This window comes from Streptomyces olivochromogenes (assembly GCF_021538895.1).
In the GTDB taxonomy this organism is placed as follows: domain Bacteria; phylum Actinomycetota; class Actinomycetes; order Streptomycetales; family Streptomycetaceae; genus Streptomyces; species Streptomyces olivochromogenes_A.
Genome location: NZ_JADDRL010000268.1, coordinates 1 through 947 on the forward strand (window position 1 = coordinate 1; position 947 = coordinate 947).

The 947-nt window shown below is 71.7% G+C and carries 1 protein-coding gene; it reads right to left on the minus strand.

Features of this window, described 5'->3' with window-relative positions; all coding sequences use genetic code 11:
- On the minus strand, window positions 1-947 hold a 947-nt coding region (locus IPZ69_RS46740), incomplete at both ends, for a phosphopantetheine-binding protein (protein WP_235461019.1).

Here is a 947-nt window from a genome sequence, read left to right on the forward strand (position 1 = left end):
CCGCCCCGCACGCGCGTCACCACCGGCACGTTGTACGTCGCGCTCGCACCCTCCAACCGGTACAAGAACCACAACCGCCGCTGAGCACCCGACAACGGCACCACCTCCGGACGCGGCACCACCGCCACCACCCCCGGACGCACCGCCGACACCCCACCCGCCGACTCCACCCGCGCCGCCAGACCCGCCACCGTCGGCGACTCGAACACCGCCCGCACACCCACATCCACACCCAGATCCGCCCGCACGGCATTCACCAACCGCATCGCCAACAGCGAATGCCCACCCAGATCGAAGAAACTGTCGTCGACACCGACCGACGGAAGGGACAGCGCCTTGGCGAACAGGCCGCACAGGGCCTCTTCCAGAAGGGTCCGGGGTTCGTGGTGGGTGGCCGTGGCGGTGTAGTCAGGGGCGGGCAGGGCCTCGCGGTCCAGCTTTCCGTTGACGGTGAGGGGCAGGGCGGCCATGGGTACGAGGGCGGCGGGCACCATGTATTCGGGCAGCCGTGCCGCCAGGTCGGCCTTGGCCCGGGCCAGGTCAAGGCCGGAGTCGGAGTCGAAGTCGGAGCCGGAGCCGGAGCCGGAGTCGGAGTCCGATTCCGGGACGACGTAACCGACCAGGCGCTTCTCCCCGGGCTGGTCCTCGCGGAGCAGTACGGCCGCCTGGCGGACCCCGGCGACCGCGCCGAGGGCGGTCTCGATCTCGCCGAGTTCGATGCGCAAGCCGCGCAGCTTCACCTGGTCGTCGACGCGGCCGACGAACATCAGCCGCCCGTCCGGCGTCCAGCGCACCACATCGCCCGTCCGGTACATCCGCTCACCCACGGCGAAGGGGCTCGCGACGAAACGGGACGCCGTCAGGTCCGGCCGGCCCACATAGCCACGCGCCAGACCCGGACCCGCGATGTACAGCTCGCCCGCCACCCCGGGGACGACCGGGCGCAG